Annotated in this window: 22 protein-coding genes and 1 tRNA gene; 17 read left to right on the top strand and 6 right to left on the bottom strand. The window is 65.5% G+C overall.

The window, feature by feature from the left end; genetic code table 11:
• Window positions 1-5: 5 nt before the first annotated feature.
• The 7 genes from nucS to QZ149_RS03070 all read left to right on the top strand — a co-directional run bounded on the left by nucS (window position 6) and on the right by QZ149_RS03070 (window position 6,998).
• On the top strand, window positions 6-698 hold the full coding sequence (gene nucS / locus QZ149_RS03040) for an endonuclease NucS (protein ID WP_291449821.1): 693 nt from the start codon (window positions 6-8) through the stop codon (window positions 696-698).
• Complete coding sequence (locus QZ149_RS03045; RefSeq protein WP_291449822.1) at window positions 698-1,795, top strand: crosslink repair DNA glycosylase YcaQ family protein; 1,098 nt, start codon at window positions 698-700, stop codon at window positions 1,793-1,795. Before nucS ends, QZ149_RS03045 begins: the two co-directional genes overlap by 1 nt.
• A gap of 36 nt (window positions 1,796-1,831) precedes the next feature.
• The gene (locus QZ149_RS03050; protein WP_291449823.1) at window positions 1,832-3,022 is read left to right on the top strand and encodes an amidohydrolase family protein; all 1,191 of its coding nucleotides are present in this window, start codon (window positions 1,832-1,834) and stop codon (window positions 3,020-3,022) included.
• 50 nt (window positions 3,023-3,072) lie between these two features.
• Complete coding sequence (locus QZ149_RS03055) at window positions 3,073-3,315, top strand: hypothetical protein (RefSeq protein ID WP_291449824.1); 243 nt, start codon at window positions 3,073-3,075, stop codon at window positions 3,313-3,315.
• A gap of 151 nt (window positions 3,316-3,466) precedes the next feature.
• The gene (locus QZ149_RS03060) at window positions 3,467-4,993 is read left to right on the top strand and encodes a hypothetical protein (protein WP_291449842.1); all 1,527 of its coding nucleotides are present in this window, start codon (window positions 3,467-3,469) and stop codon (window positions 4,991-4,993) included.
• Window positions 4,993-5,994: a hypothetical protein gene (locus QZ149_RS03065; RefSeq protein ID WP_291449825.1), complete on the top strand. Its 1,002-nt coding sequence runs from the start codon at window positions 4,993-4,995 to the stop codon at window positions 5,992-5,994. Before QZ149_RS03060 ends, QZ149_RS03065 begins: the two co-directional genes overlap by 1 nt.
• Before the next feature lie 98 nt (window positions 5,995-6,092).
• A complete protein-coding gene (locus tag QZ149_RS03070; protein WP_291449826.1) occupies window positions 6,093-6,998 on the top strand; it encodes a tetratricopeptide repeat protein in 906 nt (301 codons plus the stop codon).
• Between the two features lie 100 nt (window positions 6,999-7,098).
• On the opposite strand, the gene glgB is transcribed toward QZ149_RS03070, so the two are convergent.
• From glgB to glgX, 5 genes are all read right to left on the bottom strand, one after another.
• Window positions 7,099-9,294 (bottom strand): 1,4-alpha-glucan branching protein GlgB, encoded by a 2,196-nt coding sequence (glgB, locus tag QZ149_RS03075; RefSeq protein WP_291449827.1) that lies wholly within the window; start codon window positions 9,292-9,294, stop codon window positions 7,099-7,101.
• Between the two features lie 167 nt (window positions 9,295-9,461).
• Window positions 9,462-11,504, bottom strand: coding sequence for a maltotransferase domain-containing protein (locus tag QZ149_RS03080; protein ID WP_291449828.1), 2,043 nt, complete (start codon window positions 11,502-11,504; stop codon window positions 9,462-9,464).
• 183 nt (window positions 11,505-11,687) lie between these two features.
• Complete coding sequence (locus QZ149_RS03085) at window positions 11,688-11,945, bottom strand: hypothetical protein (protein ID WP_009648800.1); 258 nt, start codon at window positions 11,943-11,945, stop codon at window positions 11,688-11,690.
• Between the two features lie 30 nt (window positions 11,946-11,975).
• On the bottom strand, window positions 11,976-13,076 hold the full coding sequence (gene trpS, locus QZ149_RS03090; protein ID WP_291449829.1) for a tryptophan--tRNA ligase: 1,101 nt from the start codon (window positions 13,074-13,076) through the stop codon (window positions 11,976-11,978).
• A gap of 53 nt (window positions 13,077-13,129) precedes the next feature.
• A complete protein-coding gene (glgX, locus tag QZ149_RS03095) occupies window positions 13,130-15,418 on the bottom strand; it encodes a glycogen debranching protein GlgX (protein ID WP_291449830.1) in 2,289 nt (762 codons plus the stop codon).
• Between the two features lie 239 nt (window positions 15,419-15,657).
• Here glgX and QZ149_RS03100 point away from each other — a divergent pair, with 239 nt between their 5' ends.
• From QZ149_RS03100 to QZ149_RS03145, 10 genes are all read left to right on the top strand, one after another.
• Entirely contained in the window at window positions 15,658-16,461 is an 804-nt protein-coding gene (locus QZ149_RS03100; RefSeq protein WP_291449831.1) for an electron transfer flavoprotein subunit beta/FixA family protein, read from the top strand.
• A 1-nt stretch (window position 16,462) separates the two neighbouring features.
• Window positions 16,463-17,440 carry an electron transfer flavoprotein subunit alpha/FixB family protein gene (locus QZ149_RS03105; RefSeq protein ID WP_291449832.1) on the top strand — a complete coding sequence of 326 codons (978 nt, stop codon included), beginning with the start codon at window positions 16,463-16,465 and terminating at the stop codon, window positions 17,438-17,440.
• Entirely contained in the window at window positions 17,437-18,642 is a 1,206-nt protein-coding gene (locus tag QZ149_RS03110) for an aminotransferase class V-fold PLP-dependent enzyme (protein ID WP_291449833.1), read from the top strand. Before QZ149_RS03105 ends, QZ149_RS03110 begins: the two co-directional genes overlap by 4 nt.
• Complete coding sequence (gene mnmA / locus QZ149_RS03115) at window positions 18,643-19,737, top strand: tRNA 2-thiouridine(34) synthase MnmA (RefSeq protein WP_291449834.1); 1,095 nt, start codon at window positions 18,643-18,645, stop codon at window positions 19,735-19,737.
• A gap of 175 nt (window positions 19,738-19,912) precedes the next feature.
• Window positions 19,913-19,993, top strand: a tRNA-Leu gene (locus tag QZ149_RS03120).
• A 50-nt stretch (window positions 19,994-20,043) separates the two neighbouring features.
• Window positions 20,044-20,517 (top strand): peroxiredoxin, encoded by a 474-nt coding sequence (locus tag QZ149_RS03125; protein ID WP_291449835.1) that lies wholly within the window; start codon window positions 20,044-20,046, stop codon window positions 20,515-20,517.
• Window positions 20,518-20,588: 71 nt separating this feature from the next.
• On the top strand, window positions 20,589-21,725 hold the full coding sequence (locus QZ149_RS03130) for a hypothetical protein (RefSeq protein ID WP_291449836.1): 1,137 nt from the start codon (window positions 20,589-20,591) through the stop codon (window positions 21,723-21,725).
• A gap of 107 nt (window positions 21,726-21,832) precedes the next feature.
• Entirely contained in the window at window positions 21,833-22,618 is a 786-nt protein-coding gene (locus QZ149_RS03135; protein ID WP_009648790.1) for an ABC transporter ATP-binding protein, read from the top strand.
• A complete protein-coding gene (locus QZ149_RS03140; RefSeq protein WP_291449837.1) occupies window positions 22,603-24,300 on the top strand; it encodes a hypothetical protein in 1,698 nt (565 codons plus the stop codon). The genes QZ149_RS03135 and QZ149_RS03140 overlap by 16 nt, the downstream gene beginning before the upstream one ends.
• Window positions 24,301-24,559: 259 nt before the next feature.
• Window positions 24,560-25,465: a hypothetical protein gene (locus QZ149_RS03145; protein ID WP_291449838.1), complete on the top strand. Its 906-nt coding sequence runs from the start codon at window positions 24,560-24,562 to the stop codon at window positions 25,463-25,465.
• A 313-nt stretch (window positions 25,466-25,778) separates the two neighbouring features.
• Here the strand turns inward: QZ149_RS03145 and QZ149_RS03150 are convergent.
• Window positions 25,779-25,959: hypothetical protein (locus QZ149_RS03150; protein WP_291449843.1), on the bottom strand; the 181-nt coding region annotated here is incomplete at its 5' end.

Genomic DNA, 25,959 nt, shown 5'->3' on the forward strand with positions numbered 1-25,959 from the left:
ACGGGGTGCGTATTGTTATTGCTACCTGCACCGTTGATTATTCCGGTCGACTGAGCGCCCACCTGGACCCTGCTAAGCGCGTCATCATGCTCAAGGGTGACGGCTCTGTGCTTATTCACTCCGAGGGAGGTTCGTACAAGCCTCTCAACTGGATGACGGCTCCGTGCACAGTCTCCTTCGGTGAGCCGGAGGAGGGTGAGGAAGGCGTGGAGCAGGTGTGGACGGTTCAGGCCGACAAGACGGATGACAAGCTAGTCATCCGCATCCATGACGTCATTGCTGACGTCACGGAGGACCTGGGAGTGGACCCCGGCCTCGTGAAGGACGGCGTGGAGGCTCACCTGCAGGAGCTCCTCGCCGAACAGGTCCCTCAGATTCTGGGTGAGGGGTGGGAGCTGGTACGCCGGGAGTACCCCACACCGGTGGGTCCGGTTGACCTGATGGTGCGTGATGCCGATGGAGCATACGTGGCGATTGAAGTGAAGCGCCGCGGTGGCATCGATGGCGTCGAGCAGCTGACTCGTTACCTGTCTCTTCTCGGTCGAGATGCGCTTCTCGGTGACGTCACGGGGATTTTTGCGGCACAGGAGATTACGAAGCAGGCTCGCACGCTCGCTGAGGATCGCGGTATTCGCTGCGTGGTCCTGGATTACGACGCGATGCGCGGCTTTGACGACCCCGAGTCGCGTCTGTTCTGATGCCCGCTGACCTGCATGCTAGCTTGTCGCGCATCGTTTCCCAGGGGTTGGTGAGTGCGACCTGTGCGCACACCCCGGTGGAGGCGGTCGAGTCTTTGCTCGCGCTTCAAGGCCAATTGGTGAGTGCCATTCCCTGGGCGATTGGGGTTCGCTGCCCGGGTGTGTCTCGCGCCCAGGTTGAGGAGTCGTTTGCGCGCGGCGAGTTGGTTCGTTCCTGGCCGATGCGCGGCACGGTGCACGTCACGAGTGCTCGAGACCACCACTGGCTGCGACGTGTGCTGCGCCATCGTCGTGGGTCGTGGGAGCGTAGGGCGATCGAGCTGGGCCTCGTCGACGCGGTCGTTGAACGGGCGGCGGCTGCCTCGTATGCCGTGCTGGATAACGCGCCGCAGGGCGTGAGTCGCGCGGAGCTGATCGAGGCGTGGCAGAGCGCTGGGATCGAGGTAATTTCTTCAGCCTCCTCCGAGGCTGGCCTGCGACGCCGTCATCTCATGATGCGCCTGCACCTCGATGGTTTTCTCACCTCGGGTCCAGTGCGGGCGGGGGAGCATCTGTTGATCGACGCGCGTTCGCTCCCGCAGGCTCCTGGCGTTGCGAAGGGGGAAGCTGGGCATGAGGAAGCGCTGGCTCTGCTTGCGGCGCGTTACGCGTGGGGGCATGGCCCCATCGATGCGGCCGACCTGGCCAGGTGGACCGGGCTGACACTCACCGAGGCGCGGCGTGCGTTAGGGGGTGCCCTCGAGGTAACAGAAACGGCTGGGATGAGGTTGTCGAGACGCGGCGATGCGGTTGCTCGCGCCGACCTGGAGGACCTGGTGGCGTCAGGCAGGGACGAGGCCAGGGGAACTTTTGCGCTGCCAGCTTTCGATGAGTTGCATGTAGGGTACAGGGATCGAACCTGTCTGACGGACGAGGCCGGGGAGAGACTCATCTGTCCGGCGAAGAATGGTATGTTCCGTCCTATCGTGGTGTCGGGCGGACGTGTTGTCGCGGTGCGCGCGCCGGGTGGAATTCTTTCGTTCGCAGACGGGGGAGAGGCGCATGCGCAGGAGGCACGTGCGCTCATGAAGGACTGGGAGAATTGGATGTCGAAGTGAGAGCGCTTGAGTGTCAGGTGTGCCACAATGAAGATCATGACTGATTCTGTGCTACGCGGCCGCCTGGTCCTCGAAAACTCCATTGTTGATGACGGAGTTATCGAGATTGACGGCTCGACTATTACTCGTGCCTGCCCCGTATCCGACTATGACGGTGAGCTTCCCGAGGCCACCGATTCGACATTCCTGCCCGGTCTCGTCGATGTGCACTGCCACGGCGGTGGTGGCGAGTCTTTCCCGAACGCGGAGACAGCCGAGGCAGCGCTCGTCGCTGTCAAGGAACACCGCCGCCATGGCACAACGACCCTCGTTGCCTCGTGCGTGACTGCGTCTGCCGACGTGTTGCGTGCCCGTGCCAAGACGCTCGCTCAGCTCGCCGCCGCTGGCGAGATCGCCGGCATCCACTTCGAGGGGCCCTTCGTCTCCCACGAGCGCTGTGGTGCCCAGGACCCGACATACATCATCGATCCTGACGCGGATCTGACCCGCACTCTTCTGGAGGACTGCCAGGGGTACGCCCTGTCGATGACCCTTGCCCCCGAGAAACCGAACGCCTATGGGTCCGGCTCCGTTGCCGAAGCGCTCATTGATGGGGGAGCGCTGCCCTCGTGGGGACACACCGACTCCAATTCGACGAAGGCACGCGAGGCACTGGCCTACTCGCGCGAGCGCTTCGCTCAGGTGCAGACCACACGCGGACCCCGCGCGACGATCACGCACCTCTTTAACGGCATGCGCCCGCTGCACCACCGCGACACTGGCCCCATCGCCGAGTTCCTCTCGGACGCGGCGCGGGGAGGTGCTGTCGCCGAGCTGATCTGCGACTCGATCCACGTTGATCCAACGCTCGTGCGAGACGTCTACGAAATGGTGGGCCGCGATCACGTCGTCTTTATTACCGACGCGATGGCGGCGGCCGGTATGGCTGACGGCGCGTACACGCTGGGTCCGCAGGATGTCGTCGTCAAGGACGGGGTTGCCCGCCTGGCGCAGGGCAATGCGATTGCAGGGGGCACCGCTCACCTTCTGGACTGCGTCCGCGTGGCCGTGACGAAGGGCGGTATCCCGCTCGTAGACGCGGTCTACATGGCGTCGGCGCAGGGGGCAGCCATCCTAGGCGACGACACCGTGGGCACGCTCTCGCCCGGAAAGAAGGCTGACATTGTCGAGGTCGACAAGGAGCTGAACGTGCGCCGTGTGTTCCGCCGTGGCACTGTGGTTGCGTGAGAGGTAAACGAAGCAAGAAACGGCCGTGGGGTGAAGCGCGTCCACTGCAGATGGACCGCCTCGCTTCCGTGCCGCGCACGGAGCAGGGCCCGGACGGAGGCGACTATCAGGTTCGCCGTCTGCCCAGCGCGGTCAAGGAATACACCTGCCCCGCGTGCCTGCGTCCCATCCCGAGGGGAACGCCGCATGTTGTGGCGTGGCCCGAGGAAGCCCCCTTCGGTTTGCCGCAGGGTGTTGAGGGCCGTCGGCATTGGCACTCCGAATGCTGGCGGCGTGGGCTTCGACCCCTGTGAAATGAAATGTGATGTATCACTGCCTCGCCTGCGAATGCGCCTGTTCACTGGGTTTGCACGTAAAGTGGGGGCTGAAGAATGCCCGCAGTGTGGGCGTTGGACCTGAGGAGCTACCGTGGAACTCTTAAAGCGATACGTGGCGGCATCGTCGATGGGCGCTGTCGCACTCGTATGCATCCTTATTGGGCTGCTCGGCGTGACCGTGCTACGGCCGCCGGCGCAGCAGGTCTCGACGGTGGAATCCGCGACGGACCTGATCATGACGCGTGACAATGTGTTGTCGATCGTCAAGGATGACGTCACGGTGACCGCCACGTCGAAGTCGGGTGCCCCCGTCACGCTCGTGATCGGCACCTCGCAGGACGCGAAGGGCTGGATCGGCAATGCAGCCTACACCGAGGTCATCGGCGTCGAGGCTGATCGCACCAAGCTGAAGGCGGAATCGCATGCCGCGAACGGAACCGGCATGGTGAACCCGAACGCTCAGAATGCTGTGCAGTCCGGTGCACAGCCCCTTGATGACCCGACCTCAGCGCAGCTGGCCGATCAGCTGGCGAAGTCGCCCATGTGGTTCAAACAGGAGAGCGGCACGGGTAGTGTCTCCCTCGATCTCGAAAACGTTCCCAGCGGGCGGTCGGCTGTCGCTGCCTCCGCGGGTGGCCCCGGTGACCTGACGTTCACGCTGACGTGGCAGGTCGAGCAGGTGAACCTGCTGGCGATCATCGCATTCCTGACTGCTGCGTTCTTCGCCCTTCTGGCCTTTGCACTCTTCCTGACGCGCTGGCAGCTGCTGCGCCTGCGTAAGATCCGCGCACAGCGTATTGAGGAGCGCCGCAAGGCCGACACCCTGGACACCTCCACGATCAACGCGGCCGAGGTGGCTGAGATGGTTGCCGCCGCCCGCGAGTCCGGTTCCCGCGCTGCCCACGCCCCCGCTGTCTCGGAGCCCCCGGTCGCGCCGCCCCCCGCTGCGGAACCCGCCGTCGATGAGACCGCCGCAGACGAACCCGTCGTCGCTGACGATGACGATGACGAGGCTGTGGCATACATGTTCGAGGATGCTCAGTCCGAGGAGATCGAGGATAGTACCCAGAAACAGGCTGCTCCAGCGTGGGGCGCTGCCGCCTTCGTGTCTTCAACCGGCCAAGCCCCTGCCTCGGATAGGACACGCGACGAACTGTCCGCTCGGGACGCCGCAGTCCGTGAACCTCTTCCGCTACGCTCGACGAGGGATAAGTCCATCGTCCGCGCGTCCATTGTTGGTGTCCCCGCCCCGGATATCAGCGCCCTGTCCGCACCCGATTATGCGCCGGATCCGATGATGGACACGTTCGAGCGCCGCGGCCGACACGGTCTCAACACCGGCCCCTTCGACGTGGATCCCCCGGAGCGTGCGACGACGGATACCGGCGTCATCGACCTGTCGGGCATCCGCGGAGGCCGCAACCTGCCCTCGCGGCGCGCTCTGCGTGAGGCGCGCAACAACGGTGAAGAGGTTGTCGTCGTGGACGGCCAGGAATTCAACACGGGTCTGATTCCGGTCACGCGCCCGCGTACCACCGAGGTGCAGGCCCCCCCGCCTGCACCCACGTCCGCTCCTGACGATGACGCGTCGGCGACCGGAGGCTGGACCTCGATTATGTCCGGCTGGCTCGAGGACCGTCAGGGAGAACAGTGATGAAACGACGGACCCTCGCGGCTGCCACCGCCGCCCTGCTCATGACCTCTGCGCTCGGCATGAGCGCCTGCTCGAGTGAGCTTGTCGCCCAGTCGGGCAGTAGCTCCGCGCAGAGCGCCGCGAACCTGGACCACGAGCGCATTTCGTCCGTGCTCGAGACGGTTGGTGGAGTCATGGCGACGGCTGACGCTTCGCTGAACGCTGCCGACCTCGGCGATCAGGTGACCAAGGGTGCCCTGGAGATGCGTACCGCCCAGTACGCGCTGGCGAACGCGAACAGCCAGGCGTTGCCGCCTCTGGACTTCGAACCGACGTCGCTGGCCATCACGAACTCGGATTCGTGGCCGCGCGCGATTTTTAACATCTCTGATACGTCCTCGACGACGCTGCCCGTCCTTGAGGTCTACGTGCAGGACTCTGCGCGTTCGGACTACAAGCTCACGAACTATGCGCGCCTGCTCGGCGGCACGCATCTGACCCTGCCGTCCGTCGGTACTGGATCAGCATACGTCACCGGAGACTCGCAGGGCTTCACGGTTACCCCCGACACCGCTCTCGCGCAGTACATCACGATGCTGAACTCCGGCACCCAGGATACGACGCAGTTCGTGGCCGACGACTTCACCAAGCAGACGCTGCAGCAGGTGAGCGACCTAAATTCGTCGGTGAGCAGCGCCGGATCCGTGACCATGGCGGCCAGCGCGACGAGCTACCCGGTCTCGGGCCTGGTCCTGCAGGATGGCTCGGCTCTGGTCGCAGCGAACGTCAAGTACACGCTGACCTATCAGCGTACGGTTGCCGGTTCGACGATGAACCTCGCCGGGAATACCGCCGCGCTCAGTCCCAGCGGGACGAAGGTGGAAGGTACCGCAACCGCCGACTGCATCGCGACGATCATTATGCGTATCCCCTCGCAGAAGGCGGGCGGAAACGTGCAGATCGTCGGTGGCGAGCGAGCGATCACCAAGGTCGCGCTGGATCCGTCCAACAGTCCGGGCTGAGTTTCACCCATAGCGCACACGTCGTCCCCACGCCGATTGGCGTGGGGACGACGCTTATCATCGTTTGAGGATAGCTACGCGTTCTCGAGAGGACCACTATGAACACGCCTGACCCCCGCATTGATGCCCCTGAAGCGACCGTGATTCCCGCCGATTCACACGGGGCCGTTGACCTGTCGGCACGCGCGAGCGCGCCCGCAGCCGAGGACGCGGCCGCGCCCTCGGGGGAGGGGCTGCACATCCCGCTGATTACCACGACGGATGAGGAGAACTTCCAGGACGTCATGTCCACCTCCCAGGCCGTGCCGGTCATCATGGTCATGTGGTCGCCGCGCTCGCTCGAATCGAAGCCCGCGCTGGCCATGCTTGAGGAGATCACGCGCGAGCATGCGGGTGCCTTCCAGCTCGTCGAGGTGGATATCGACAAGGCTCCTGCCATTGCCCAGGCCTTCCAGATCCAGACCGTTCCCACGGTCGTTGCTCTCGTCGGCGGTCGCCCGGTGCCGCTCTTTCAGGGTGGCGCGTCCAAGGAGCAGGTCCTTCCGGTCGTCTCTCAGCTGCTCGAGGCCTCGGCGCAGATGGGTATCACCGCGCGCATCGCGGTTGCAGCTGAGGACACCGCCGCGCCCATTCCCCCCGAGCATGAGGCACCGCTGGCCGCGGAGGAGGCCGGCAACCTCGATGAGGCGATCACCCTGTGGGAGCGCGTCGTCGAGCTGAACCCGCGCGACGAGGACGCGAAGTCTCACCTGTCCCGCGTGCGTTTCGCCGCGCGTGCCTACGGTGAGCAGAACGCTGACGACCCGGCCTCTCGTGCCGACGCACTTTTCGCGGCAGGTGACGCAGCCGGAGCCTTCGATGTGCTCCTCGAACTCCTTGCCGCCACTACCGACGCCGAGGAACGCGATGCGTTGCGCCTGCGGCTGCTTGACCTCTTCCGTGTCGCAGGCTCGTCCCCCGAGGTTTCCAAGGCGCGTACGCGCCTGGCGATGCTCCTCATGTGATATCGACGTGCGCCTGAGAGACGCGCACCTAGCACGCAACGGACGAGGCCGGAGCAGGAATCCCTGCCCCGACCTCGTCCGTGTCTCGAGGAATGCTCGGTCAGCGCGCCTGGGAGGCGGGCACCAGCCACACGGCACCCAGCGGCGGCACGCGCAGCGACGCGGAGACCGGGCGACCGTTCCACGGGGTGTCCTCCGCGATGATCGTGCCGACATTGACCACGCCGGAGCCGCCGAACTCCTCGGCGTCCGTGTTCAGGATCTCGACCCACTCGCCGCCGAACGGCAGGCCCACGCGGTAGCCCTCGTGCGGGTTGCCAGCGAAGTTCGAGACGCACACGACGACCTCACGGTTGCCGTCAGCGTCAGTACCCTTACGCAGGTAGGAGATCAGGTTGTGATCACCGTCTGAGGCATCGATCCACTCGAAGCCCGTGTAGTCGTCGTCCCACATGGCGGGGGAATTCGCGTAAATCTTGTTGAGGCGCTCCACCAGCGCAGCGACACCGGCGTGGCCCTCCTGGTCCAGCAGCCACCAATCGAGGGAGTAGGACTCGTTCCACTCCTGCTCCTGGCCGATCTCCTGGCCCATGAAGAGGAGTTGCTTGCCGGGGTGACTCCACTGGTAGGCGTACAGGGAACGCAGACCAGCCAGACGCTGCCACTTGTCGCCGGGCATCTTCGAAATCAGCGAACCCTTACCGTGCACGACCTCGTCGTGCGACAGCGGGAGCACGTAGTTCTCGGAGAAGGCGTACACCAGAGAGAAGGTAAGCTCGCCGTGGTGCCAGCGGCGGTTGACCGGATCCTCGCTGAGGTAGCGCAGGGTGTCGTTCATCCAGCCCATATTCCACTTCATGCCGTAGCCGAGGCCACCGCCGGACGTCGGGGCAGTCACGCCGGGCCACGCCGTGGACTCCTCGGCGATCATGATGATGCCGGGGTGACGACGATACGCGGTCGCGTTCGCTTCCTGGATGAAGTCGATGGCCTCCAGGTTCTCGCGGCCACCGTACTGGTTGGGACGCCACTGGCCGTCCTTGCGCGAGTAATCCAGGTACAGCATCGAGGCCACAGCGTCAACGCGCAGGCCGTCGACGTGGAAGTCCTCGAGCCAGTACAGGGCGTTGGCGACCAGGAAGTTGCGCACCTCGCGGCGGCCGAAGTTGAAGACGTAGGTGCCCCAGTCGGGGTGTTCGCCGCGCAGCGGGTCCGGATCCTCGTACAGCGGGGTGCCATCGAAGCGCGCCAGGGCGAAATCATCCTTCGGGAAGTGGGCGGGCACCCAGTCCAGGATGACGCCGATGCCCGCGCGGTGGAAGGCATCCACCAGGTAACGGAAATCATCCGGCGTGCCGTAGCGTGAGGTGGGAGCGTAGTAGGAGGTCACCTGGTAGCCCCAGGAACCACCGAAGGGGTGCTCAGCCAGCGGCATGAACTCCACGTGCGTGAAGCCCATCTGCTTGACGTAGGGGACCAGCTCGTCGGCCAGCTCGCGGTAGCCCAGGCCCTGACGCCACGAACCCGCGTGGACCTCGTAGATGGACATGGGGCCGGCGTGGGGGTTGCGGTCCTTGCGGGTAGACATCCACTCGTCGTCGGTCCACTCGTGGAAGTAGTCGGTGACGACCGAGGCCGTAGCCGGGGGAATCTCCGTGGCGCGAGCCAGCGGGTCGGCCTTCTGGAACCAGTTGCCGCCGGGACCCTGGATCTCGAACTTGTAGCGCATGCCGACGCCGACGCCGGGGACGAAAATCTCCCAGATGCCGGAGGAACCCAGCGACCGCATGGAGGTAGCCACGCCGTCCCAGAAGTTGAACTCGCCGACGACGCGCACGGCGCGCGCGTTGGGGGCCCACACGGCGAAGGCGGTACCGGTGGTTTCGCCCAGCTCGTCAGTGTAGGTCTTCACATGGGCACCGAGGACGTGCCACAGATTCTCATGGCGGCCCTCAGAGATGAGGTAGGTGTCCATCTCGCCCAGGGTCGGCAGGTAACGGTAGGGGGCGTCGCGAACGGTGGTGTTGTCGCCGTAGGTGACGGACACGCGGTAAGGGGGGATCTCCTTGCCGGGCAGAACCGCGACCCAAATGCCGCCGCGTTCATGAGTGGCAGCGTAAGCGCCGGTCGGTGTGATGATGTCGACCGCGTCGGCCAGGCGAGCCATGGTGCGGACGGTGACACCAGCCTCGCTCAGATGAGCGCCGAGCACAGAGTGCGGCGAATAGTAAGAGCCTGAGGCAACGGCGTCGAGAATGTCGTCATTGACCTGAATCGGCGTTAGTTCGCAGCTCATGGATTGTCCTTACTCCAGATGGTGTGAACTGCTCAGTTCACTGTCGTGTTTATAGTCTATCGTTTGCCCAGCAAAAATGGGAGCCGGGTCTCATTCAGGTGGTCGATTTTGACGGGGTACTCCTGCTCGGTGTAGGTGGGTGGCCACACCGAGCGGGAGCAGCGACGTTAGGCCTGCGACCAGGGCGAGGAATGGGCGGGTTCGACCTTGAAGACGTGGCCAAGGCGCGTCACGGGGGATAGCTCCACCCAGTTAGACGAACCCCACACGTAGGAGTGCCCATCGAGTTCGTCGACGACGGTGATGTGGCCGCCCGGCGTGGCCAGGCCCATCTCCGCCAGGTCCAGGTAGACCGCGCCGTCGACACCTTCGTACGGATCCAGCGAGATCACGCAGATGACGGTATCCGGGTTGCCGTCTTCAGTGAACTTGCCGGGTACCTGACGCGAGAACGCGATGAGGCGATCCGAGGAGGTCGGGTGGATGCGGATCTGGTGCAGCTGACGCAGCGCCGGGTGCTTGGCGCGCGCAGCGTTGAGCAGCGTGAACAAGCGAGAGATACCGATCGCGTCAGCGTCCTCCCAGTGACGCGGGCGGTACTCGTACTTCTCGTTGTCGTTGGGTTCCTGGAAGGTGCCACGCGGTTCATTTTCGACGAACTCGTAGCCCGAGTAAATGCCCCACGTCGGCGCACCCAGCGCAGCGAGCATGGCGCGGATCGCGAAGATCGCAGTGCCGCCGTCCCACATCTGCGGGGTGAGGATATCGTGCGTGGTGGGCCAGAAGGCGGGACGCATGAGGTGCGCGGTCTCCTGGGAGATCTGCACCAGGTACTCTTCGATCTCCTGCTTGTACGTTCTCCACGCGAAGTAGGTGTAGGACTGGTCGAAGCCGATTGCGCCAAGGGTGCGCATCATGGCGGGACGCGTGAAGGCCTCGGCCAGAAAGAGCGTGCCCGGGTACTGCGCCTTAATGTCGGCGAGCAGGCGCTCCCAGAAGGGGATCGGCTTCGTGTGCGGGTTGTCGACGCGGAAGATCGTCACGCCGTGGTTGATCCACAGTTCGATGACGTCACGCACCGCCTGGTAGATGCCCTCCGGGTCGTTGTCGAAGTTCAGCGGATAGATGTCCTGATACTTCTTCGGAGGGTTCTCCGCGTATGCGATCGTGCCATCGGCGCGCGTCGTGAACCACTCGGGGTGCTCGGTGACCCACGGGTGGTCGGGGGAGCACTGGAGGGCCAGGTCGAGCGCCACCTCCATGCCGAGGCCTCGGGCGCGTTCGACGAAACGGTCGAAGTCATCGAAGGTACCCAGGTCCGGGTGGATGGCGTCGTGTCCTCCCTCGGGCGCGCCGATCCCATAGGGGGAACCCGGGTCACCGGGGGCTGCGATCAGGGAGTTGTTCTTGCCCTTACGGAACGTCGTGCCAATCGGGTGGATCGGCGTCAGGTAGACGACGTCGAAGCCCATGTTGGCGATGCGTGGCAGGTCCTCGGCGGCATTCGCAAGCGTGCCGGACACCCAGGATCCGTCGGGGTTCTGGTAGGCACCCGCCGAGCGCGGGAAGATCTCGTACCATGCGCCGGCCAGGGCCTTGGTGCGGGCCACGTCGAGCGGGTAGACGCGCGACGAATCAAGCAGATCGCGCAGCGGGTGGTCGCGGAAAATCAGGCGGATGCGCGAAGAGATACCGGCGGACAGGCGCTGCTGGGGGGAATGCGAGCTGTCGCGCAGGCGACGCGCGGCGTCATGCAGGGCCTCGATGTCAGCGTCCGACGGGGGACGCTGGCTCGCGTTGTGGAAGGCCTTGCCGGCGGCCGCACGCTCCATGAGGCGCGCGCCCTCCTCCAGCATCAGCTCGACGTCGACGCCGACACCGACCTTGACGGCTGCGTCGTGACGCCAGGTGGCGTAGGGGTCCGACCAGGAATCCACGCGGAACGACCAGGCGCCGGGGGCGTCGGGGGCCACCCAGGCCTCGTAACGGTCCAGGCCGGGGGCAATGTCGACCATGCGGGTACGGGAGTATTCACCTCCGTCCGGGCGTAGAAGGACGGCCTCGGCGGCGAATGCGTCGTGTCCTTCGCGGAACACGGTCGCACGAATGGGGAAAGGCTCGCCTTCGGTCGCCTTAGCGGGAAGCGTTCCGTCCTCGATGACGGGGAACACTTCGATGATCGGGATACGGGGCAACAGTTTCTCGCTCACATGTCCAACCCTAACCTATGGACCGACCTGCGCATCGGCGAAGGTCACACCCCGGGATGTGACCGATCTCCTAGACGTGTTGTGCGTGCTCAGAGGGTAGCGTGAGTCCCCAAACAATGCGGGGACGGCACCCGAGTGATTCGGATGCCGCCCCCACAAGGACGCTTGCCGTGCGCCTCGACGTTACATACTCGAGTCCGGGAGCGACGCCATGATCGCTGCGCCGAAGAGAACGAAGAAAAGAACCGCCACGAGTCCGCAGATGATCTGCCAGATGAGTGCGGCGCGCGCGAAGTTCCGCTTGGCGGGGGAGCCGCCGGAGCCGAGCGCAAGCACCAGCAGGTAGACGAAGCCGACCAGAGGGAGACCCATCAGGAAGAGGGTGAGCATCCAGCCGCCGACGGAATCGTCGGGGTGCTCAGGGAACTGGTTGTATGCCATGGTGCCTCCTAAGGAGAGTTGTGCGTGGGATTAATAGTTCATCTGCATCGCGGTGCGGACCTCAGACAGGGTCTGATCAGCCTGTTCATTGGCGCGCTCGTTGCCGGCGTGCAGGATGGACAGCAGGTAGTCCTCGTTTGCGATGAGCTCGGCGCGGCGCTCGCGCAGGGGAGCAAGCATCTCGTTGAGGGACTCGGTGACGAGGGCCTTCAGGGTGCCCGCGCCCGCGTCGCCGATGCGGTCCGCGATCACTTCGGGCGCATCGCCCGTAGCTAGGGATGCGAGCATGAGGAGATTAGAGACCTCGGGGCGGCCAACGGGATCGAAGGTGATACGGCGCTCGGCGTCCGTCTTTGCCTTCTTCAGGATCTTCGCGGTTTCGTCGGCGGTCATGCGCAGCTCGATGGTGTTGCCGCGCGACTTCGACATCTTCTGGCCGTCCGTGCCCAGCAGCAGCGGGACCTCGGATAGGAGGGCCTCTGGGCGTGGGAACACGGGACGCTCGGGAGTGGCGCGACCGTAACGCTTGTCGAAGCGCTGGGCGATGAGGCGAGCCTGCTCCAGGTGGGGGAGCTGGTCCTGGCCCACGGGCACAATGTTGGCCTTGCAGAACAGGATGTCGGCGGCCTGGTGGACCGGGTAGGTGAGCATGAGGCCCGTCATCGCGCGTCCCTCGGTGGCCTCCAGCTCGGCCTTCACGGTCGGGTTGCGGTGCAACTCCGACTCGGTGACGAGCGAGAGGAAGGGGAGCATCAGCTGATTGAGGGCCGGGACTGCCGAGTGGTTGAAGATCGTGGAGCGCTCCGGATCGATACCCGCGGCCAGGTAGTCAGCGACGAGGCCGAGGACGCGTTCGCGGATCGGACCCACGCCGTCGCGGTCGGTGATCACCTGGTAGTCGGCGACCAGAACCCATGTCTCCACACCGCGGTTCTGCAGCAGCACGCGGTTGCGCAGAGTGCCGAAGTAGTGGCCGAGGTGGAGGTGACCGGTCGGACGGTCACCGGTGAGGATGCGGAAACGCGACGGATCCTGGTCGATCGCCAGGTCGATTTCGGCGCTGCGGGCTTTCGAGCGGGCCAGCGAGGCGTCGGAGGTTGCGGTTTCCAGGGCATCTTCACTGCGAGTCATGCGTTGATCCTAACGAGTGGAAGGGGGGGGAAAAAAAGAAAAGTCGGGGCGCGTCAGTGTTCGGGCTGAAACGCGATGTCGGAGAGCAGGATCGTCACGGACAGAGCCTCAATTGTCAGCGTGGTACGAGGCATGACGTGCTCGACTTCGATGGAGAGTTCATTCGGGTCGAGCGAGGAACTGACACCACCGTCCGCGGGGGTTTCCCACACGGTGGAGTAGGCGATCAGCCAGTCCAGGTCGTGGCCCTCGGGCAGGGTCACTTGCGCGTCGTCGAGGTTCGCGTTGATGATGATGAGAGCGTCGCGGTCACCCCACTTGACGCCCGAGCGCAGCATCTGGAACGTGCGGTGGCGCGAATCCGTCCAGCCGTAATCGGGCATGCGGGTGCCCTGGGCGGTGTACCACGACAGGTCGGGGAGCGAGTCGCCGCCGTAGGGGTGGCCGGTCGCGAAGCTGTCGGGGCGCAGCACCGGGTGCGCCTTACGCAGGGCGATCAGCCAGGAGACGGCGTCAATCTGTGCCTGCTGCCCTTCGGCCAGATCCCAGTCGACCCACGAGATCGGGCTGTCTTGGCAGTAGGCGTTGTTGTTACCGTTTTGTGTGCGCCCAAACTCGTCGCCGCCCGTGAGCATCGGTGTGCCCGAGGAGACGAACATGGTTGCCAGGATGTTGCGCTGCGAGCGGGCACGCAGGCGTGCGATCGGCATGTTGGCGAGGATCGCGTAGGGGGTGGCGGCGTCCGGGTGGGTCGCGCCCGACGCGAGCGTTCCTTCGAGGCCGTGGTTCCACGAGCGGTTGTCGTCGGAGCCGTCGCGGTTGTTTTCGAGATTGTCCTTGTTGTGCTTGCGGTCGTAGGCCGTCAGGTCGGCGAGCGTGAAGCCGTCGTGAGCGGTCACGAAATTGATCGACGCGCGAGGTCCACGCAGCCGACCGAAGCCGTGCTCGAAGACGTCCTGGGAGCCGGACAGGCGGGTCGCCAGGTCGTTGGGACCCGAGACGATGTGGCCCGAGGCCTGGGCGCGCACGTCCGCGAGCCAGAAGTTACGCAGGGCACCGCGGTAGTGGTCGTTCCACTCGGAGAAGGGCACCGGGAAGTTGCCGGTCTGCCAGCCGCCGGGACCCACATCCCACGGCTCGGCGATGAGCTTCGTGTGGGTGAGGATGTCGTCCGTCGCCATCGCGATGAGGAGCGGGTGCATCGGGCTAAAGCCGGTGGAGAACCGGCCCAGCGTGGCGGCCAGGTCGAAACGGAACCCGTCCACGCCCATGTCGCGCACCCAGTAGCGCAGGGAGTCCAGGACCATCTGGATGGTCTTGGGGTGGTCCATGTTCATCGTGTTGCCGGTGCCGGTGACGTCGATGGTCTGGATGGGACGTGAGGTCGTATGGCGGTAGTACATGTCGGAGTCCAGGCCGCGCCACGACAGCGACGGGCCGGCGTCTCCGCCCTCGCACGTGTGGTTGTAGACGACGTCGAGGATGACCTCGATGCCTGCCTGATGCAGCAGGGAGACCATGCCGCGGAACTCGTCGACGACTGCCTGGGCGCCGCGGGCACGCGATTCGGCGGTCGCGTAGGAGGGTTCGGGAGCGAAGAAGGAGAGCGTCGAGTACCCCCAGTAGTTCGTGAGGCCTCGTTCGGTGAGGAAGGGTTCGTCGCACTTGGCGTGGATCGGCAGCAGCTCAACGGCGGTGATACCCAGGTCCTTCAGGTAGGACACGGAGGCGGGGTGGGCGAGGCCAGCGTAGGTCCCGCGCAGGGGCTGGGGCACTCCCGGCATGTTCTTCGTGAAGCCCTTGACGTGGATCTCGTAGATTACCGTGTTTTCCCAGGGCGTACGGGGCTGAGGGATGATCGGGAAAGAGGATTCGACCACGACCGAGCGCGGCATGTGCGGCGCGGAGTCGAGGGGTGAGCGGCGCATTGGGTACTCCGACGGGTACAGCTCATCGTCCACGTAGTGCGCGTACACCGCCGGCTTCAGGTCCACGACGCCGTCCACGCCTCGGCCGTAGGGATCCAGCAGGAGCTTGCGGGAGTTGAAGAACTTTCCGCCGTCCGGGTCCCACGTACCGTGCGCACGGAAGCCATAGCGCGTGCCCGCGCCGTATCCGGGGATGTGGCCGTGCCAGACGCCCGTTTTCGGACCCAGGAGGGCGAAGCGCGTCTCAGCCCCGGCCTCGTCAAAGATGCACATATCCACGGAGGAAGCACCGCGCGCGATCACCGCGACGTCGAGGCCGTCGCCCGACGGGTGAACGCCCAAGCGTGTGGGCAGCGGGTTAGGTTCAGTGACGCGCCTTGTGGGAGCGTGGGACGAGCCGGATCGCTCGGACATACAATTGTGCCTCTTCCTGGTGAACGGCTGATCAAACCGTTACGTCGTGGATATAGCCTCCCCCTATCATACGGGACCACTCACATGCCGGTCGGATTGATGGGAAGAAAGGCCTATGACGAGGCGCACGTGCGACTGAGGTCCACCTACTCCGGGTGAGGGGCGCGCGGACTGCGGCATGCGCCGGTGAGGTGACCCTCATATGGGCGTGGGGCGCGGAATGTGGCACGCTAGGAGGCATGAGAATTGTCGTGTGTGTGAAGCATGTCCCGGACATGCAGTCCGAACGCCGTTTTGAGGGCGGCCGCCTGGTGCGCGGTGAGGACGATGTGCTCAACGAGCTGGACGAAAACGCCATCGAGGCCGCCGTCCAGCTGAAGGAAACAGAAGAGGACGTAGGCCGCGAGGCCGAGGTCGTTGCCCTGACCATGGGGCCTGAGGACGCCGAAGACGCGCTCATGCGCGCCCTGCAGATGGGTGCTGACCGCGCCTACCTCGTGTCCGACGAGTTCCTCGAGGGTTCCGACGTCATCACGACGGCGTCCGTGCTCTCTGTCGCTATCGCGAAGATCGCTGACGAGTGCGGCCCCGTCGACCTGGTCATCACCGGCATGGCCTCGCTGGACGCAATGACCTCCATGCTGCCCGGTGCCCTGGCCGCCAAGGCCCACATGCCGCTGCTGGGCCTGGCCCGCTCGATGAGCGTCGAGGACGGCACCGTTACGATTGAGCGCTCCGTCGACGGTTTCACCGAGACGCTGCGCGCGGCCCTGCCTGCCGTGGTCTCCGTGACCGACCAGATCAACGAGCCGCGCTACCCGGCCTTCGCCGCGATGAAGGCGGCCCGCAAGAAGCCCCTGGACCAGTGGGGTATTGACGACCTCGTCGAGGTTCCCGGCGGGCAGGACCTGGTCCTGCGCCGCGCGCTCACCTCCGTGACCTTCAGCGAGGAGAACGTGCGCGACGGCTCCGGCACGATCATTCAGGATGCCGGCGAGGGCGGTCGCGCGCTGGCTGACTACATTCTTTCGGTGGTGAAGTGACATGACGCAGCAGATGCATTCCCCGATCCTCGTCCTGGCCGACCAGGCCGGGTCGCGCCTGACGTCCCTGACGCGCCAGGCGGTGACCCTCGCGGCGTCGCTGACCTCCGGTGACGTGGTCGCCCTGTCCGTCGCCTCCGTCCCCGACACGGCTGCCCTGGCAGAGCTGGGTGCCACCCGCGTCCTGCACGCCGACCTGGGTGCTGCGGGTCACTCCTCTGTCGTCGCCTCCGACGCGGTCATCGCTGCTTTGGGCACCGACTCTTACGGCCTGGTGCTGGCGTCCTCGGACTACCGCGGTCGCGAGATCGCCGGTCGCGTCGCCGCCCTCACCGAGGCCGGCGTCGTCTCCGGTGCCTCCTCCGTGTCCTTCGAAGGCGGCGTCCTCCAGGTCGGCAAGACCGCTCTGGGTGGCTCCTGGTCGATGGGTATCGTCCTCGAGGGACAGACCCCCATCGTGGGTATCTCCTCGGGCATCATCGACGAGGCACCGGTGGCCTCGCCCGCATCCCTGGCCCCCGAGCCTCTCGCCGTTGAGCTGAGCGCCGAGGCGTCCGTGATTGAGGTTGTCTCCAGCGTGGCCGACGAGGAAGAAGGCGTGTCCCTGGCCGATGCCTCCACCGTCGTGTGCGGTGGCCGCGGCGTGGACGGCGACTTCGAGCTGGTTCGTTCCCTCGCCGACGCCCTGGGTGGTGCCGTGGGCGCGACCCGCGTTGCCTGTGACGAGGGCTGGGCTCCGCGAGCTGAGCAGATCGGGCAGACGGGCCTGACCGTCACGCCGAATCTCTACATCGGCCTGGGCGTCTCCGGTGCCATTCACCACACGGTCGGCATACAGTCGGCCGCCCACATCGTCGCCGTGTGCGATGACCCGGATGCCCCGATCTTCGAGATCGCGGACTTCGGCGTGGTCGGCGACGTGGCCGAGGTGGTCCCGGCCGCCCTGGCAATCATCGAGGAGGCGCGCGCCCAGGCGTGAGCGTCTACCTCGACCACGCGGCCACGACGCCGCTGCGCGAGTGCGCCCTCGAGGCGTGGACCCGCGCCCAGCGTGACCTGGCCGCCACCCCCGGCAACCCCGCCGCCCTCCACTTTGGAGGGCGGCGGGCCCGTCGCATGCTGGGCGACGCGCGCGAGCAGGTCGCAGCTGCACTCGGTGCCGACATCCACGAGGTCATCTTCACCTCCGGTGCCACTGAATCCGACGCTCTCGGCGTGATGGCCGCCGCCCGAGGTGTGCGTCGCCGCGAGAGTGCTCGCGACCTCATCGTTGTCTCCGGCCTCGAGCATGACGCGGTCGCCCACCAGCGAGAGGTCGCGTCGCGCGAGGGCTTCGAGTGGGAGGTTCTGCCCGTCAACGCGGGTGGTCTGTCGGTGCTGCCAGCGACTGAGGGCAGCTGTGAGCCCGTGTCCTGGGACGGACGCCTCGCGCTCGGATCCATGACCCTCGTGTCCTCCGAGATCGGTACGATCCAGCCGGTCGCCGACTTTGCTGCCCTCGTCCATGCCAGCGGAGGCCTCGCGCATTCTGATGCTGCTCAGGCGATCCCGACTCTGGATGTTTCTTTCACAGAGCTTGGCCTCGACCTCATGAGTGTGGGCGGGCACAAGGTCGGCGCGCCCGCCGGCATTGGCGTCCTTCTCGCCCGGCGTGGCATCCCCATGGCGACCGACCGTCCCGGCGGTGGTCACGAGCGTTCGATCCGCTCGGGCACGCCCGACGTCGCGGGTGCCTGCGCGCTCGCCGCCGCCCTCACCGAGGCCGTTTCCGAACGCACCGCTTTCGCCGAGCGCGCGGCATCCCTGCGCGTCCACCTGCTGAGCCGCCTGCCGGACGGCACACACCCGACGGTGGGGGAGTCGGCCTCGTCGAGCGCGATCATCCACCTGTCCCTGCCAACCGCCCGCCCCGAGGCCGTCCTCATGGCCTTCGACATGGCCGGCATCGCCGTGTCCGCCGGGTCCGCGTGCCACGCGGGAGTGACGCGCCCCTCCGCCATCGTCATGGCGATGGGGCGCAGCGAGGAGGAAGCCCTCGGCGTCCTGCGTATCTCTTTGGGACACGAGACGACCGTTGCCGACATCGATGCCTTCCTGGCCGCCCTGCCCGCCGCGATCCGCGCGGGAGCCGCCCTGGACGGCGTCTCCCACGTGCGCAACGAACGAAACGAGGAACGCTAAATGCGAGTTCTGGCAGCACTGTCGGGCGGCGTGGACTCCGCCGTCGCCGCAGCGAAGGCCGTCGAGGCTGGGCACGACGTCGTCGGCGTCCACATGGCCCTGTCTTCTCAGCCGCAGGAGTGCCGCATCGGTTCGCGCGGCTGCTGCTCCATCGAGGACGCGGGAGACGCCGCGCGCGCCGCCGAGATCATCGGTATTCCCTTCTATGTGTGGGACCTCGCTCAGGAATTCGAGCAGACCGTCATCACTGACTTCGTCGAGCAGTACCGGGTCGGGCGCACCCCCAACCCCTGCGTGCGCTGTAACGAGTTCGTGAAGTTCCGCGAGCTGGCCAGCCGCGCCCGAGCACTCGGCTTCGACGCGGTGTGCACCGGCCACTACGCCGCCATCGTGGATGGGGAGGCAGGACCCGAGCTGCACCGCGGAGCTGACACCCTCAAAGACCAGTCCTACGTGCTGGCCGTCATGGGGGCCGAGGAACTGACCCGCGTCGTCCTGCCGCTGGGGGATGCCCCCAACAAGGCATGGGTGCGCTCCGAGGCCGAGCGCCTGGGCCTGGGCGTGTCCAACAAGCCGGACTCCTACGACATCTGCTTCATCCCCGACGGCGACACGCAGGGCTTTCTGCGCTCCCACCTGGGCGCTGCCGAGGGCGACATCGTTACCCCCGACGGTGAGGTTCTGGGGCGCCACGAGGGCTATTGGAACTACACGGTCGGACAGCGCAAAGGCCTGGGCATCGGAGCGCCTGCCCCCGACGGTCGCCCCCGCTACGTCCTCGAGACCAGGCCCGAGACTAACCAAGTCGTCGTCGGCGCCTCCGAGCTTCTGTCCATCTCCCGTATTGAAGCGACGGACGCCGTCTGGCTCGCCTCCGACGACGACGACGGCTCCGATGCCACCGACCTCTTTGTGCAGCTGCGCGCGCACGGTACGCCCGTTCCCGTCGCGTCGCTGATGCGGGACGAGGAAGCTGGAACCATCAGCGTTGTCCTCGAAGCGGGCGCGCGTGGCGTGGCGCGGGGCCAGTCGATGGTCGTCTACAGGAGGACACGTGTCCTCGGCGAAGGCACGATCAACGCCACCGCGCGCTGAGTCGTGCTGCGCGCAGGCGCTTCCCGGACCGTGCTGTCCCTTCTTGACAGGTCGTCCACCCAGGCGTACACGCCCTACCCGCCACGCGTATGAGGGACACCACCCTGTGGTGGTAGGATGCCTCGTCACATTGTGTTCGGACGTGGTGGCTCCCATCGGTTAGACTTGGGTGCGCGCGCGAGTGGCGGAATTGGCAGACGCGCTGGATTTAGGTTCCAGTGTCTTTGACGTGTGGGTTCGAGTCCCATCTCGCGCACCGACATCGCCCCCTCGCAGTGGGGGCGCGCCCCTCATAGACTGAGGGGCATGAGCGCTTTGGACATCGGCCAGCAGGCCCCAGACTTTACCGTCGATACCACCCAGGGGACGCTGTCCCTGTCGGATCTCCTCGCCGCTTCCTCGCGGGGTGTCGTCGTCTATTTCTACCCGAAGGCATCCACGCCCGGTTGCACGAAGGAGGCCTGTGACTTCCGGGATTCTCTGGCTTCCCTGACCGGTGCTGGCTACTCCGTTATCGGCGTGTCTGCCGACTCGATGGCTGCTCTTGAACGCTTTGCGGAGAAGCAATCTTTGACCTTCCCGCTGGCTTCCGACCCCGATCACGAGGTCCTCGAGGCCTACGGTGCGTGGGGGGAGAAGAAGAACTACGGTCGCACGTACGTCGGCATCATCCGCTCCACCGTCGTCGTTGCCCCGGATGGCACCGTGGCACTGGCTCAGTACAACGTGAAGGCTACCGGTCACGTGGCTCGTCTGCGCAAGGAGCTCGGGATCGACTAACCTCTTGCTTCCTGAGTAATCACCTACTATGCTTGTTCAACAAGTGATAGGTGAGTGTTGGTGGAGGACTCATGGGGGCTGCAATGCCGGACGCATACCGGGTCGGCTCAGGATCGGTCACGCCCGACTATCCGGGAGGCGTGCCCACGCCTCTGGCTGACCGTCCCGCCCTGCCCGCCGAGGCCTCGGCCCTCACCGCGGAACCCACGAAACAAGCCTTCACCCCCGCGCCCGAAGCGCCGATGAAGAATGGCCAGCCGCGAATTGCTCCCCTCTCGTCCGACGTCGAACGCACGGTCATCGCGCGCGTCCCACCCCGGGACAGCTATCCCTTAATCGTGCAGTCATCGCCGACGACCAAGCCCACGCCGGTCGTCACACCCGCACCGAAGGACGAATACACCTCGGCGGTCGTGACCCCCTCCGCCTCCTACACGCAGCCGAGCACGACCCCCGCGCCACAGGTCGCCCCGCCCACGCCGCCGCTGAGCCGCTTCTCGCCCCAGCAACGAAACTTTGCGCCACGCGAGGAGACCCCCACCGAGCGGGAATACGCCCACTGTGACGAGGCCTCGGCAGCCTTCTACGGGGACAGTGACGATGACTGGAGCGCCGAACACGACCTGCCCACGCGTGCCGATGTTGCGCCGAGTAGGCGAGCGTCTCGCGTTCCTCGGAGCGTGCCGGGTGAGCAGGTTGTCGCCCGCTTCACCGAAGCTGACAAGAAACGTCGCCGGGACGCGCGTGCCTATCGCTACGAGGAACTGGACGAGCGCCTGCCCCTGCGCCGCGAGCATCCCAAGCGGCGCACGCGTGCCATCCGCGGCCTCGCCATGTTTATCGTCGGTTTCCTGCTGGCTATCCTCCTGGCTGTCGGCACCTACGTGGGGGTGTCCTACCTGCGTACCATGGCGGCCAACAACCTGGCGCACTCGCTCGATGCGTGCTCGGTCAGCAGTCCCTACGCGCGCTTGGCCTCCGACAAGACCTCCCTGACTCTCGTGGCCTACGGGGACGGGGCCAACGGCCTGTCGCAGACGGACTTCCGTTGCATCCTGGACGAGTTCGACACTCCGTCGTCGGTGCGTGAGCGCATGCTGATCACTCGCGCGGTCGACGGCGCCCAGCACGAGGAGTGGAACGTCTACCGCGTGACCTGGACGTATCACCCCGAGGATGGACTCAGCGTCGTCCTGAGCGCCCGATAGGAACGTCATCAGGAGTTATCTCAGGGATCACGATCTGAGAATTGCATCGGATGAGTCACGGCACCGCCGTAAAATCGACAGGCATGTCACGCGTGAAGGAGCCTGTTGTGTCCGATACACTGCCCGCCGCCCCCGTCGGCGACGATATTGCCTTGGCGATCCGAGGCCTCGTCAAGATCTACGGAAACCTCGTCGCCGTCGCCGACCTCTCCCTCGATATCCCCACTGGATCGTTCTACGGGATCGTCGGCCCCAACGGTGCCGGTAAAACCACGACGCTGACCATGGCCACCGGCCTGCTGACCCCCGACCGTGGCACGGCCTACGTGCACGGCGTCGATGTATGGGGTGACACCCAGCGGGCGCGCGGCCTGCTTGGCGTCATGCCCGACGGCATGCGTCTCCTCGACCGACTCTCCGGGCCGGACTTCCTCGTCCACGTCGGCATGCTGCACGGGTTGGATGCCTCTACCGCCCGCGAGCGCGCCCAGGAACTGCTGGCCGCCCTCGATCTGGCCGAGGCGGGCAAGAAGCTGATCAGCGACTACTCGGCCGGCATGACGAAGAAGATCGCGCTGTCCGCCGCTCTCATCCACTCCCCGCGTGTGCTCGTCCTCGACGAACCCTTCGAGGCTGTGGACCCCGTCTCCGCAGCCAATATCCGCCAGATCCTTACCGACTACACGCGCCGAGGCGGCACCGTCATCCTGTCCTCGCATGTGATGGCGACCGTCCAGCAGCTGTGCACGCACGTCGCCATCATCGACAAGGGGCGCGTCCTCGTCGCCGGCACCACCGACGAGGTCGCCCAGGGTGGAGACCTGGGGGAGCGCTTCACTTCCCTGGTTGGCGGCGTCCACTCCGAGGAAGGCCTGTCGTGGTTGGGCAACTGATTCGCCTCAAGCTCCGCATCATCTGGAATACGGTTCGTCGCCAGACTGCTGTGCTGGTGCTCGCGATCCTCGGCACCCTGCAGTTCGGGACCATGTATGTGGGCGCGCTGGTGGGAACCGCCTTCCTCGCTCAATCCGAGGGAGCAGCGACCCTTGCGGCGGTGCTGCCCATCGTGGGTCCCGTCGTCTTCCTCCTGTGGCTGATCCTGCCGATCCTGTTCTCAGCGATGGATAATTCGCTGGATCCCGTGCGCCTGTCGCCCTACGTCGGGCCGAGCAAACGTCTCGGTGCGGCGCTGGCGGCATCGACGGCCGTGGGTCCAGGCGGCCTCCTATCTGCCATGGCTCTCTTTGTCCCCACCTGGTTTGCCCTGTGGCGGGCCCAATGGGTGGAGGCCCTCGGGTGGCTCCTCGCGGGCATCGTCACCCTTCCTCTTGCAGTGCTCTGGGCGCGCGCGGTCGGAACCTGGTTCGCGGTGCGCCTGGATAGCTCGGGCAAGAAAGATACCCTGACCATGGTCGGCTTCGTGACCTTCTTCGTCGTGCTGACCCCTCTGGGCTACTGGATGAAACTCCTGTCGGAGAGTTTCTCAGCCGAGGTCTTCTGCGCCGGGATGAACGTCGCTCTGTGGACGCCCGTCGGCGCGCCCTTCGGCGTCGTCGCCTCACTCCTCGAGGGCGCGTGGGTGGCTGCCGCGATCCGCGCGCTCATTACGGTGGCCACGGCCGTCGTCGGCTGGCGCGCCTGGCTGGCCGTCCTGCGCCCCGTCATGAGCGGCTACGCCGGCCCCATTAGCGTCGACGCGCAGCGCGCTATTGACGAGGGGCGCCACCTCATCGATGAGTCCGTCGAGGAGGACGGGCGAGGACAGCGCACTGCCCAATCTCGTGCGGCTGGCCTGCGCAGCGTCGATACGTTCACGCGGCTGGGCCTCGGAGTGCGCAGCGCTTCGCTGGCTGCGCGTACGCTGCGCTACTGGGTCGTAGATCCCCGCCTCAACATGAACCTGGTGTTTGCCGTGATCTTCCCGATCATTGGAGTCCTTATGGGGCGCGTGGGTACCGAGGACCACATGAGTCAGCTCCTGTACACAGGCATTTTCCTCTACCTGGTTCCCATCACGTCGGGCATGGCCGTCGGCGCACTCATGCAATACGATTCGACAGGTGCGTGGATCGTCGTCTCGTCCGGCATGAGCGGGCGTGAGGAGCGTCGCGGTCGTCTCGTGGGTTCCCTCATCGTCCTTGTTCCCCAGGTCATCGGATACCTCATTCATGATGTCGTCGTAGGGGTGAGTGACGTGGACTTCGTGTTCCACCAGGTGATGGGTGTCGTCCTCTTTTCGGGCGCGGCCGCCACGACCCTCGTCGTGAATGCGCGCTGGGTGTATCCGGTTCAGCCTCCGGGCGTCTCACCGATGGCGACGAAGGGCACCGGGTCGTTCCTGATGACGATGCTCCTGCAGCTCATCGGCTTCGCGGGGGTCGCGGTTCTGCAGCTGCCCTCCTATGTGCTCATCGCCTTGGCATCCTTCGGCCTCGTTCCAATGTGGGTTGCCTACACGGTTGCTCTGCCGTGGTCCATCCTCATCCTGGAGGGTGCCGTGCGCGTCGGTGGGCGTGTCTGGGATCGCTACGCGGTGGCCGCGCTCACCACGATTCGCAGCTGGCCGGGACACTGATCTCCTTCTTCGTGGTCACGAGGCCGGGGTTGCCCATTGGGGTGCCCCGGCCTCGTCCCTTTGTGCCCGAGAATGTTGCTGCCTGGTCCCGGTGTGATGGCCGCTGATGATGAGCGGTGTCATGTGCGCTTCTGACCAGGCGTTCGTTACATCGCGGTGCGCTAGATTGATGAAAAAATGGGCTTAGTTTGTGGACAAGGATGAGGATACTCGGTAATGTAATGCTTGTAACCTGACCATCGATGGAGAGGAATCTTCCATGCGTATCCCGTCAATGTCGCGTTCTCTCGTCGTAGCGGCTGCCCTGAGTGCCGCTGCTCTTCCCGCGCTCCTGCCTTCGCCCACCTATGCTGCGGACGTCGCGGGACTGGCAACCTGCTACCTCGCCGATGAAAACGGCACCATCATCGAACCCCGCCAGGAATACACTCCGCGCGAAGGGGCCGGTGGACTCCCCATGCTTCCCAGTCCCGTCGTCGCCGGCCAGTACACGCTGGAAGTGAGCGCTCCCGCAATGAACTTCGATCCGGATCAGCCTGACATGCACTTTGCGTGCCAGGTCTACTACGCGCCCCTCGGCAGTGTGCGTCTCGTTGATGCCGAGGGAACCGTGCTGGCGACGCAGCGTTATGGCAACGATCAGAATGACCCGTCGCGCGCCGCGCTCACTGCGCTGCCGACGTTGCCCGAGGGGTACGAAATCGTCCCGGGCCAGACGATCCGAGGCTTCGACGCGGCCGCTCGCACGGTTGATCCGAATGATCCCGCGAACGCGCGTGCTGTTGGCGCCGATACGGACATTCAGATCCGTCAGATCACTGCGCAGCCCACGCCGACACCTAGCTCGTCCACGCCGTCTACTCCATCCACACCTTCTACCCCGTCTACTCCATCCACACCTTCCACTCCGTCTACACCTTCCACTCCGTCTACACCTGTCCCTCAGACGCCTTCCACCCCGTCGCATCACACTCCTGCGACTCCCACTCCTCAGACTCCCGCTGGCGTGACACCCACTGCTCCCGTGACTCCGGTTCGGAGCAAGACTGCTCCCTCCCATGGGCTGGCGAAAACAGGCAGCGATGCGACGATTCTTGGTGGTACGACAGGCATCCTCGCGCTCCTGGGGGCGGGTGCTATTGCCGTGAGAAGGGCGCGCGCCTGACACGCAGAAGCGGTCGCGCCATTCGCCGCAGCAAAGGCCGTTGTGTTCAATCGATAGAGATGTCCACACTCAGCGCTTGAAGGACGAGGCCGGGGTTCCCCTATGGGGGTACCCCGGCCTCGCTATCGGTCGGCGTCGTGCTCGGTTGCTGTTCCTTGGGGTTGTGCTTGGTCACCGTTCGTTGGCACGAGAGCTTCCCAGGCCACGAACTCATCAAGGTGCTTGGCCGTGGAGTCAATGTCGTTTAGCGTCGTGATTTGGCAGAGTTTATACCGCCAGCGCTGACGACCTGTAGACGTCTGACCGTGACGGATCACGGGGCAGCCACACGCGCCCACGGTGCAACAGTGGCAGGAACGAGGCAAACAGGCTCTTCGCATTTAAGGGTGTAGGAGGTGTTGGAATCCGCCGGAGTGGAGGAGGCAGCGTAGGCGGTAGTTTCGGTGGTTGACGAATCCTTGGGCGATGCCGCGTAGGTGTTCGAGGCGTCCGTT

The organism is Actinomyces sp. ICM47 (assembly GCF_905369875.1).
Classification (GTDB): Bacteria; Actinomycetota; Actinomycetes; order Actinomycetales; family Actinomycetaceae; genus Pauljensenia.

Coding starts and splice junctions, on each gene's coding strand:
- QZ149_RS03065 (WP_291449825.1), top strand. CDS start 4,993: ATGAAACGACGGACCCTCGCGGCTGCCACCGCCGCCCTGCTCATGACC.
- QZ149_RS03050 (WP_291449823.1), top strand. CDS start 1,832: ATGACTGATTCTGTGCTACGCGGCCGCCTGGTCCTCGAAAACTCCATT.
- QZ149_RS03085 (WP_009648800.1), bottom strand. CDS start 11,945: ATGGCATACAACCAGTTCCCTGAGCACCCCGACGATTCCGTCGGCGGC.
- trpS (WP_291449829.1), bottom strand. CDS start 13,076: ATGACTCGCAGTGAAGATGCCCTGGAAACCGCAACCTCCGACGCCTCG.
- QZ149_RS03145 (WP_291449838.1), top strand. CDS start 24,560: ATGCGTATCCCGTCAATGTCGCGTTCTCTCGTCGTAGCGGCTGCCCTG.
- glgB (WP_291449827.1), bottom strand. CDS start 9,294: ATGAGCTGCGAACTAACGCCGATTCAGGTCAATGACGACATTCTCGAC.
- QZ149_RS03055 (WP_291449824.1), top strand. CDS start 3,073: ATGGACCGCCTCGCTTCCGTGCCGCGCACGGAGCAGGGCCCGGACGGA.
- QZ149_RS03100 (WP_291449831.1), top strand. CDS start 15,658: ATGAGAATTGTCGTGTGTGTGAAGCATGTCCCGGACATGCAGTCCGAA.
- mnmA (WP_291449834.1), top strand. CDS start 18,643: ATGCGAGTTCTGGCAGCACTGTCGGGCGGCGTGGACTCCGCCGTCGCC.
- QZ149_RS03105 (WP_291449832.1), top strand. CDS start 16,463: ATGACGCAGCAGATGCATTCCCCGATCCTCGTCCTGGCCGACCAGGCC.
- QZ149_RS03060 (WP_291449842.1), top strand. CDS start 3,467: ATGGGCGCTGTCGCACTCGTATGCATCCTTATTGGGCTGCTCGGCGTG.
- glgX (WP_291449830.1), bottom strand. CDS start 15,418: ATGTCCGAGCGATCCGGCTCGTCCCACGCTCCCACAAGGCGCGTCACT.
- QZ149_RS03125 (WP_291449835.1), top strand. CDS start 20,044: ATGAGCGCTTTGGACATCGGCCAGCAGGCCCCAGACTTTACCGTCGAT.
- QZ149_RS03130 (WP_291449836.1), top strand. CDS start 20,589: ATGGGGGCTGCAATGCCGGACGCATACCGGGTCGGCTCAGGATCGGTC.
- QZ149_RS03070 (WP_291449826.1), top strand. CDS start 6,093: ATGAACACGCCTGACCCCCGCATTGATGCCCCTGAAGCGACCGTGATT.
- QZ149_RS03045 (WP_291449822.1), top strand. CDS start 698: ATGCCCGCTGACCTGCATGCTAGCTTGTCGCGCATCGTTTCCCAGGGG.